Raw genomic sequence first — 9,421 nt, forward strand, 5'->3', positions numbered from 1 at the left:
TAGATGAGTTACTATCTTATAACCAGCGCCTTACCTTACATCAACGGCATTAAGCACTTAGGTAACTTAGTTGGTTCAATGCTGCCCGCTGACCTCTATGCGCGCCACCTGAGGCAGCAGGGCGAGAGGGTGCTGTACATATGCGGTACGGACGAACACGGTACACCAGCAGAGCTTGCCGCGCGTGCAAAGGGTGTTGAGGTAAAAAGTTTTTGCGAAGACATGTATGCCAGACAGAAAGAGATCTACGAAAGATTTAACTTATCTTTCGATTATTTCGGACGCAGCTCCAATAACACCAACCACAAAATTACGCAAGAAGTTTTTCTCGCGCTTGAGAAAAATGGTTTTATCGAGGAAAAAGAGGTAGAGCAATATTATTCAGAACAAGATGGGCGCTATCTGCCCGATCGCTTTGTTACTGGAATTTGCCCTCATTGTGGAGATACTGGCGCTAGAGGTGATCAGTGCGAAGCTTGTGGCAGATTGCTCGACCCAAAAGATTTGATACAACCACGCTCTTCCATTAGTGGTGCACAAGATTTAGAGTTTCGCAAATCCAAACATCTCTTTTTGAAGCTATCGACATTGCAAGCTCGTCTTGAGCAGTGGGTGAAGACGAAAGAGACCTGGCCAACGACAACAAGAGGCATTGCTAAAAAATGGTTTAAGGAAGGCCTTGAAGATCGCTGTATTACACGCGATACTGCCTGGGGTGTACCGGTTCCGAAACAGGGCTACGAGGGCAAAAGGTTTTACGTCTGGTTTGATGCTCCAATGGCCTATATTGCCATGACAAAGGACTGGGCGGAGGCAACAGGCGAACAGGACCAGTGGCGTAATTGGTGGTGCGGCAACGAAGCCGTTACCTATGACCAGTTTATGGCAAAGGACAATGTCCCCTTCCATGCAATATTTTGGCCCGCTATGGTGTTAGGTTCCGAGCTAGGGTTCAAAATGCCAGATCACATTAACGGCGTAAATTGGCTTACGTACGAGGGTGGAAAGTTCTCTACTAGTAACAACCGTGGCATATTTACCGATCAGGCTCTGGAAGAATTTGATGCTGACTATTGGCGTTATTACCTCGCCTCGGTGATGCCGGAAACCTCCGACTCAGACTTTACGTTTGTTCACTTCGCGCAAACCATTAACGCAGACCTGGTGAACAACCTAGGTAACTTCGTCTCAAGAGCTTGCACGTTGATAGTGAAAAACTTCGATGGAAAACTGGAAAAAATTTCACCCGAGTTCGCCGATTCACATTGCAATGAATTTAACCGCGCAAATGAATTGTTAGACAATATTGACCAGTATCTGCGTAATAAAAAAATACTTAAGGCTGTAACTGAAATTAAAGCGCTATGGTCTTATGGAAATGAGTATATCACTGCCAACCAACCATGGAAGCTGGTTAAAACGGACAAACAAAAAGCTCACGACGTGCTAGCTTTTTGCTTCCATTTAATTAAGATTAGCTTTGTGGCTTCAAATTCGTTGATACCCTCTACCAGCCAGAACATAGTTAATCAAATAGGCTGTGATCTTGAATTAAAAAATACTTCTTTTGAACAGGCTAAGAGTTTTATAAATTTTGACAGGGCAGTAATAGTTAAAAAGCCCAAAAAGCTATTTTCGAAAATTTCCGAAGAGGAAGTTCAAGTATTGAATGATAAGTACGGATGTGGGTGATTATATTCACTTGTGCATAGCAGGCGGATTGCGTTCATCATATGGCGTTTATGTTTAAAGCCAGCGTTGCAATACCTCTGTCAGCTTCTTAAGTTTCGATGTACTGCTAACAGTTGCGCTTACTGACTGATTCAATACTAAGGATGTATAAACATTTCCGTATATGATTTAACCAATTAGCTACGACACATGCCCTTTAAGTAGTGAAGAGCAATTCTTGATTCGCAAAATGGCGGCTCAACGAGTGTTGTGTCGTGAGATAGCTATTGAAGTTAATTGCAGTCTGAATTTACTTGGGCGAATTATGAAAAATGGGTAATAATTTAATGCTAGGGTGACTTTACTGCCCTTGCACCCATCGCCCGTAGCGGACGCAATAGAACGCCAACGGAAATTGAAGAGCAAGAAGTAAAACGTTGGGTAGTACGTTAAAACCCAAGACAGCACTGCTTTAATTTTGGGTTATGGTAAAAATAAATCGTGGCTGATCTAACATTGGATCGCTTTACATAGTGTTGAGCATGTCTTCTGTGGGAAGCCTCTTTCATCGACTTGGTTTAACGTCTCAAAAGCTCTAGTGCCTCGCCTCTCGAAGAGATAATGAAAGAAGTATGTGGAAAGAAACGGAATACTCAAACGTCAAAAAGTGTCGAAGCGGCGGAGTGACGGGTTTTTTGGTTAGACGAAGCCGGTATCGCTCTGATGATAAACTAAAAAAATATGGCCATTAAATGGCGAGACGCTGATAATCAAAAAGTGGTCAACGACAGTCCATTAATACTGTATCAGCGCTATCGAGTACTGGTGTTTTTGGTGCCACATTGTTACAGGCCCATTTAATGTCAATAAATTCATCGAATGCATTAAAAGCATGCTAAAAAGCGGCTTCGTTTTTCGTATTTGATTGTTGAGAGTCACCCGGCGCATAAGTATAAAGATTAACGAGCTTTATAGAGGCTGAGCGTAATCGCATCGCGCTATACGTACTTTCGCCTTATGCGCCAGATTTAAATTCTGGTGAATTGGTTCGGAATCAAGTGAGGCATATGGACACATCGACGGAACCACTACAGAAAGGTGAATCAATAAAGGATCGAGCTCGAAAATGACTTGGAGGCTATCAATTCAAATAAGGCACCTACGCGATCATTTTTCTGAGAACCCAAGGTATCCTTTGCTGCGGCTTCGACAGCAATTTATGTAATGACAAGGTAACTAATAGGTGTGCCTAGGGCTGTTGTGCTTTTTTCTGCATCATATTTTTACGAAAAAGGTTGGCGCATTATTATTTGGCCCACCAAATATTCTTTATCAGTTTGTTAAACGCAAAATATAAGCATGCTAATTTTAATATTGAGAATACAAAGTTATGGTTGATATAATACTATTGCCGTTTGGGTCAGCAGGTGATGTTTACCCGTTTATAGGGCTCGGAAAAGAGCTAGTAAATAGAGGATACTCTGTTGTTGCTTTAACAAGTGGATATTATCGTGAACCCTTGATGCGTGCTGGTATTGAACTTGTCGATGTGTTCAGCGAAGAAAAATATAGAGCGCTCATTGGGCACCCTGATACTTGGGAGCCCGGCTTGAAGAGTTTACGTAAAGCGATTGGTGCAGCGGAGGAAGTTTTACCTCCTCAGTATGAATACTTGACATTACGAAAAGATGATGACGTATTAATAATTTCGGGAGCGTTTTGTTTTGCCGCGAGAATTGCACAGGAAAAGCATGAAATGAAAAATATTACCATGCAAACCTCTCCTGCCTATATAAACAGTGTACAGAAACCACCGTTAATTTCAGGCCTTTATATGCCAGATTGGATGCCAATGTGGGCAAGAAGGCTGCAGTATAGTATTGTCGGCAGATTTGCAGATAAGCTATTTCAGGGCATCAATGACTTTAGAGAAAAGTGTAATCTTGAACCAGTTAAGAAGGTAGGAACGCACTGGGCAAACTCTCCTTTGATGACTGTTGGTCTTTTCCCAAGTTGGTTCTGTCCTCCAGCGGATGATTGGGACAAATTTGTTCACCTAGCTGACTTCCCTACTTACGACGACCCTAAGATATCCTATAAGAGTGACGTTGTAGATGCTTTTATAAAAAAAACTCGCCCCCTTGGAAAACCTATCATCTTCTGTCCTGGCTCCGCAGTAATGAATGACCCAAGCTTTTTCAGGTCTGCAGTTGACGCTTGCATACAACTTAACAAGCCGGGAATTTTGGTGACAAACTTCGAAGATCAAATACCGAGCAATCTTCCTGTCAATGTTATCCACGTTAGATATATCCCTTTTTCCAAGGTGTTAGAACAGGTGGAAACAATGGTTCACCACGGAGGTATAGGTACTGTGGCCAGTTGCTTTTCGTCCGCCACATCGCAAGTCATTATCCCTTCAGCATATGATCAGTTCGATAATGGGCGTCGTGTTGAACAGCTTGGTGTTGGTCGAGTGCTCGGCAAAAAACAAGTGTCGGGAAATAGCTTAGCTTCCACAATTAAAGAGGTTTATGAAGATAGCTCCTTTCAAAAAAAGTGCCAGCAAATCCAAAAGAAAATGCTAGCTTATGATGAAGGCTTAAAAACAGTATGTGACTTAGTGCTTAGTAAAGTTTAGTGGGGAAACATCCTATTTTTTAGGGGTTAATAATGACAAAGCGATCAGTAGACGACACTCAACTAAAACCAAAACCGATTATTGATTACAACTTTATCGTGCCAGTTATTTTTACCCCTGTTATATGCCTTATCATATCAGTCGGCGGCTGGGCGACATATGTTGGTATTGCATTTATTTTCTACGATGCAATAGTTGACTATTTCATTGGTGGCGACTCAAGAAACTATGCCCCAGAAATTGAAAAAGAAGTTGCACAGAAGCAATACTATAGAATTCTCAACTATATGGCTTTTGTTGGCGTGGTCATTCTTGTCATATATTCTACCTATGCCTTTGTTGCCCCTGGTATAACGTTGTTTGAGCAAATAGGAATTCTCATATCATGCGGCGTAGGTACGGCAGCATTAGGCATTATTCGTGCTCACGAAATGATACATAGAAGATCGAAGATCGATAGGATTTTTGGAGGTATATTGTTGTCATTCTTGTGGTACGGAACGTTTAAAGTTGAGCATGTAAGAGGTCACCACGTAGATGTTGCAACAGATAAAGACCCTTCCTCGGCTAAGAAGGGTGAGAATATTTACTTTTTTATCATCAAGTCCATTTTTCTGAACTTTATCAAAGCTTTTCAAATAGAGAGCCAAAGATTAAAATTGCGTGGACGCTCCTACCTAAGCTGGCACAACGAAGCGCTGAACCTTACGGCATTATCTATTATATTTACTTTTTTAGCTGGCTATACTTTTGGCACCACCGGTGCAATATTTTTTGTTGCTCAAGGGTTTTTTGCAATTGCTCTTCTGGAGTTGATTAACTATGTACAGCACTATGGCTTGAGAAGGAAGAAGCTCGAGGATGGTAGATACGAAAAACCTGGCTACAACCATTCTTGGAACTCGAATGCGAAAACAAATAACTTTATTCTACTGAATCTTCTTCGTCACTCTGACCACCATGTTAATCAAGCTCGTCCGTATCAAATATTGCGCCACATACCAGAATCGCCACAGTTACCGACAGGCTATACCGGTATGATTCTGATCGCTTTAGTCCCTCCTCTTTGGTTTAAAATTGTCGATCCAATACTTGAGGAATATCAACAGCGTAGAGCCAAATAAGCTATGAATAAAACGATAGTGTATATCGGTCCAAGTATTGCTGAAGAACCATTCGAAAAATACTTTAAGGGTAATATTGAGTTTCGTGCTCCCGTCAAGCGAGGCGACCTGCTACAGCTAGACGATTCAATTGAGCGAGTTGCCATTGTTGATGGTGTATTTCATAGCTCTTTAGCTGTTAGCATTAGAGAAATTAAAGAGCTAATAAATAAAGGTATAGAGGTTGTTGGCAGTTCCAGTATGGGGGCATTGAGAGCAGCCGAACTATACAACCACGGCATGAAAGGTATCGGGAAAGTGTTCGAGCTATATAGGGATGGTATAATCGATTCGGACGCAGATGTTGCACTCATGTTCGACCCAAAAACCTTCAGAAATATCACCACCCCTAGGATTAGCTTCAAAAGCCTTCTCAATGACATGAGAGTTCAGGGCTTAATTGACAAAGATGAAATGGAGGAGTGTTTCACCATTATAGATACGGTCCACTATATGGAATTGACTCGATCAGGGATGTTAAAAAAACTAAAGAACTTCCCCAAGTATAGCACTTTAATTAACGACTTTATTCAAGCAGATGAAAGCCTTTTTGATGTCAAAAAGGCTGATGCAATAAAGCTTGCTGATTATCTTATCGCTTCTGATCAGGCTTGTTAACGGAATATTGTTCTGCCTATATCTAGTTTAAGGGAAGGGAGAAGTAATGAAGATTGGCAAGCGCTCAACGGTGATGATAACCGGATCGACAGGTTTTGCTGGAGCGTCAGTAATTGAAAAGTTTGTTAAAGAGGGGCATAAGGTAATCGCTGTGCTGCGCATACCGGACGTTCAGGATCTAAAGTTAAAAAATAGTATTCTTGAGCAGAACGTAAATCGACTTAGAGGTATTGGCAATCACTCAGAAAATATTCGAATTTTTACTGCCAACATTAATGATGGTAGTAAAATAAAGAGTATATTGCTGGAAAACAATGTCGACTGTATTATCCACTTGGCTGGCCAGTCAAGTGTTGTTGAGGCTGAGAAAAACAAAAAGGCTACGTATAGGGTCAATGCTAATCTCACTGAAAAACTTGCTAAAATTTCTGTTGATGTTGGCAATAAAATGAACAAGCATATCGAGTTTATATATATCAGTAGCATACGTGTTGTTCGTTGTCTTGAAACTCTAGATCTGAAGAGAATTGTTGACGTAAACGCAGTCTATGATGCGAGTAAAATTTTAGCAGAAAAAAAGCTGAGAAGCATTGCCAACTTAAACGCAACTATAATTTATTCTCCAGGACTTTTTGGTTCAGGAGAGGCACACACTCTAGTTGCTACGTGGGTAAAGAATGGCCTGAACAGAAAAAATATTATTATTCTTGGTGACCCTTCAACAAAGATACCCCTATGCTCGCTCGGGGCATTTGTCGAGCAACTTCATATTACCATGTTAGATAATATCGGGAAGTCGGGCATCAAAAAGGATCTTGTTGTCATTGAATATAACTATTCTCTTTATCAAATCGCTAATACAATTTGCGACTGCCTTGACAGAATAGCCGTCGACAATGTTGGTGGAGGAAACGTGAAATACAAGAAAGTTATAAATAGTCACAGGGAGCTAGTTAGCTATGAAAGATCTAGAGAGTTTTGAGTTTGCAATTGAAGAGGTTATAAGCTATTTTCATCGACAAAAGAGTTCAAGAATCAACAGCCGACGCCATTCAATTATTTGTTCCGATATCAAAGATCTAGAAAAAGTTAAACACTATTTGCAAGTTGATGACTCAAATATTTTGGCGGTTTTCTTGACCGAAGGGTTGGGTGGTATATATGAAAAACATGACAAACGCTTCCCAATTTACCGAAATTACCGATCATTTTTGAAAGCATCCGACACGGAGGAAATATATATTTCCGAGTCAGCCTATAATATAAATCTAATCATGATAGCAAAAGAGCTGAATAAAACTATTCGGCCCTTTAGTGATTACGCGGAAATGGCTTAGCACACTGCAGAATATGATAGCTAAATTGTTTTTTGTAGATCCGCTAAATTAATCAGAGTACATCTATGTTTGTAAAAAGTGTTACTATTGGAATGGTATGCCCTGGCCAAACTGGCCACATGACCCCCGCTCTATCATTGTCGATTGAGTTAAGACGTCGAGGTTACAAAGTTTGTTTCTTTCAGCACGTAGATGCGTCAGAAAGAGTGCGTGAGCTGGGGTTTGAATGTATAGACTATGGTCTGGATTTTTTCCCCGAAGGCAGATTAAACGAAATTGAACTAAAAGCGAGTGAGCTAGAGGGCATCCAAGCCCTTAGGTATGCAGGTCAGTTCTACAGCGATTGTATTAAGGCCGACCTGAAGGACTTACCCAAGCTGTTTAGCGAGTTAAAAATCGATTTTGTTATTGCTGATCAAGCAAATCCTGGCGCGGCAGCGGTTGCAGCGGTATTAGGTTTACCCTATATCACTCTTAGCGCTGGTCTGCCCTTTAATCAAGAGGCTGGATTGCCACCGTATTTCACACCCATGAAATACAGCAAATCGATTTTCTTTCGCGCAATGTATGCTATATCTAATTATTTCTTTAACAAGGGGGCTGGTGAGGCACTTGCAACGATAAATAATTACCTTGTGAATAATAGACAAAAACCTTTTGAAAAAGAGCTGGTTGGTGTTTCTAAGCTAGGACAGCTGTGCCAAATGAACAAAGGCTTCGATTTTCCAAGGTGCGCAGCATATACTGAAAAGCTTTACTACTGTGGTCTACTACATGATTCGGCTCTAACTAAGGATGTCTCATTTCCATTTCAAAGGCTTAACGAGTTGCCTCTCGTATATTGCGGTTTGGGCACTCGGCAAAATGGGATTGTTGAAAAATATGAGCGAATAATAGAGGCGGTATCCGGCTTAGATGTTCAACTCGTTATATCTCTTGGTGGGGCCAAGCATGAAAGTTTGATTGCAAAGCAATCGGAAAAGTTAATCGTTGTTGAATATGCTCCTCAGTTAGAATTGCTTAAAAGGGCATCTCTCTTTATATCACATTGTGGACTTGGAAGTACCATGCAAAGCTTAAGCCAAGGTACTCCTATTCTTGCTATGCCAGTTACTAACGATCAACCTGGCGTTGCTGCCAGAGTCCGCCATCATAAAGTAGGACGTCTAACCTACGCAAGAAGTCCTGACATTATCCGTAAAGAAGTACAAACCATTCTGGAGGACTCAGCATATAAGCGCGGGGCCATGACCCAAAAAGATGATATGGCGCGAAATTGCGGTGTCCAGTATGCTGTTGACCATATTGAAAGTATATTGTCTGAAGTGATTCGTTCTTGAGAATGATAGTTTAGGAAGAACTTTGAGTAGCAGGGAGCTCTATAGGTCAGGATAGTTGTCGCCTCACTTGAAATGGGGACGACAATGAAAAATACTCTTAAGAGGGCAAGGTCTGGCAAGCCCCCGAGTGTTAATGGCCATTTAAACTTTAACCGTTCATTCAGAGGCGTGTTTGACGGCCCTGTAGAGGTCTGATCGGAGCGGCTGATCGGCGAAGGTCTTCTTCCACACTCTGGGCGTGAGCTCTTCTGGCCGGGTGCTCGCTGATGCGAAGCAGCCGGTATCTGTCAACATAGTTGTCGCGTAAGTGATTCGTAACCGTTCATTCAGAGGCGTGGTTGACGGCCCTGTAGAGGTCTGATCGGAGCGGCTGATCGGCGAAGGTGTCTTTCCACGCCCGGGGCGTCAGCTCTTCCACCCGGCTGGCCGGGTGCTCACTGATGCGAAGCAGCACAGTAACCGTTCATTCAGAGGCGTGGTTGACGGCCCTGTAGAGGTCTGATCGGAGCGGCTGATCGGCGAAGGTGTCTTTCCACGCCCGGGGCGTCAGCTCTTCCACCCGGCTGGCCGGGTGCTCACTGATGCGAAGCAGCACATCGGTCAAGTAGGTGTAGGTATTGATCCCATGCAGCTTACAGGTGCTGATCAAGC

General features: G+C 42.2%; 8 protein-coding genes and 1 pseudogene. 7 read left to right on the forward strand and 2 right to left on the reverse strand.

The features are described from left to right. The first annotated feature begins 3 nt into the window (after positions 1-3). The 7 genes from metG (at position 4) to AAE514_RS14070 (ending at position 8,770) form a co-directional block, all read left to right on the forward strand. Positions 4-1,692, forward strand: coding sequence for a methionine--tRNA ligase (metG, locus tag AAE514_RS14040; RefSeq protein WP_347332182.1), 1,689 nt, complete (start codon positions 4-6; stop codon positions 1,690-1,692). Positions 1,693-3,061: 1,369 nt separating this feature from the next. After that, entirely contained in the window at positions 3,062-4,312 is a 1,251-nt protein-coding gene (locus tag AAE514_RS14045; protein WP_347332183.1) for a glycosyltransferase, read from the forward strand. Positions 4,313-4,344: 32 nt separating this feature from the next. Beyond that, positions 4,345-5,436, forward strand: a complete 1,092-nt coding sequence (locus AAE514_RS14050) for an alkane 1-monooxygenase (RefSeq protein ID WP_347332184.1) — start codon at positions 4,345-4,347, stop codon at positions 5,434-5,436. 3 nt (positions 5,437-5,439) lie between these two features. Continuing rightward, on the forward strand, positions 5,440-6,093 hold the full coding sequence (locus tag AAE514_RS14055) for a TfuA-like protein (protein WP_347332185.1): 654 nt from the start codon (positions 5,440-5,442) through the stop codon (positions 6,091-6,093). 46 nt (positions 6,094-6,139) lie between these two features. Next, on the forward strand, positions 6,140-7,075 hold the full coding sequence (locus tag AAE514_RS14060; protein WP_347332186.1) for an NAD-dependent epimerase/dehydratase family protein: 936 nt from the start codon (positions 6,140-6,142) through the stop codon (positions 7,073-7,075). After that, positions 7,053-7,430 carry a hypothetical protein gene (locus AAE514_RS14065; RefSeq protein ID WP_347332187.1) on the forward strand — a complete coding sequence of 126 codons (378 nt, stop codon included), beginning with the start codon at positions 7,053-7,055 and terminating at the stop codon, positions 7,428-7,430. The genes AAE514_RS14060 and AAE514_RS14065 overlap by 23 nt, the downstream gene beginning before the upstream one ends. Positions 7,431-7,495: 65 nt before the next feature. Then, positions 7,496-8,770 carry a glycosyltransferase gene (locus AAE514_RS14070; RefSeq protein WP_347332188.1) on the forward strand — a complete coding sequence of 425 codons (1,275 nt, stop codon included), beginning with the start codon at positions 7,496-7,498 and terminating at the stop codon, positions 8,768-8,770. A 322-nt stretch (positions 8,771-9,092) separates the two neighbouring features. On the opposite strand, the pseudogene AAE514_RS14075 reads toward AAE514_RS14070, so the two are convergent. Continuing rightward, positions 9,093-9,224, reverse strand: a pseudogene (locus AAE514_RS14075) (hypothetical protein); the annotation flags it as partial. A gap of 9 nt (positions 9,225-9,233) precedes the next feature. After that, positions 9,234-9,421, reverse strand: a 188-nt coding sequence (locus tag AAE514_RS14080; protein ID WP_347329433.1) for a transposase domain-containing protein, incomplete at its 5' end; no start/stop codon positions are given.

It is taken from the genome of Marinimicrobium locisalis, assembly GCF_039822625.1.
Classification (GTDB): domain Bacteria; phylum Pseudomonadota; class Gammaproteobacteria; order Pseudomonadales; family Cellvibrionaceae; genus Marinimicrobium; species Marinimicrobium locisalis.

Excerpts from the sequence above, each read along its gene's own strand:
- AAE514_RS14065 (WP_347332187.1), top strand. The coding sequence starts at position 7,053 with ATGAAAGATCTAGAGAGTTTTGAGTTTGCAATTGAAGAGGTTATAAGC.
- AAE514_RS14045 (WP_347332183.1), top strand. The coding sequence starts at position 3,062 with ATGGTTGATATAATACTATTGCCGTTTGGGTCAGCAGGTGATGTTTAC.
- metG (WP_347332182.1), top strand. The coding sequence starts at position 4 with ATGAGTTACTATCTTATAACCAGCGCCTTACCTTACATCAACGGCATT.
- AAE514_RS14060 (WP_347332186.1), top strand. The coding sequence starts at position 6,140 with ATGAAGATTGGCAAGCGCTCAACGGTGATGATAACCGGATCGACAGGT.
- AAE514_RS14050 (WP_347332184.1), top strand. The coding sequence starts at position 4,345 with ATGACAAAGCGATCAGTAGACGACACTCAACTAAAACCAAAACCGATT.
- AAE514_RS14070 (WP_347332188.1), top strand. The coding sequence starts at position 7,496 with ATGTTTGTAAAAAGTGTTACTATTGGAATGGTATGCCCTGGCCAAACT.
- AAE514_RS14055 (WP_347332185.1), top strand. The coding sequence starts at position 5,440 with ATGAATAAAACGATAGTGTATATCGGTCCAAGTATTGCTGAAGAACCA.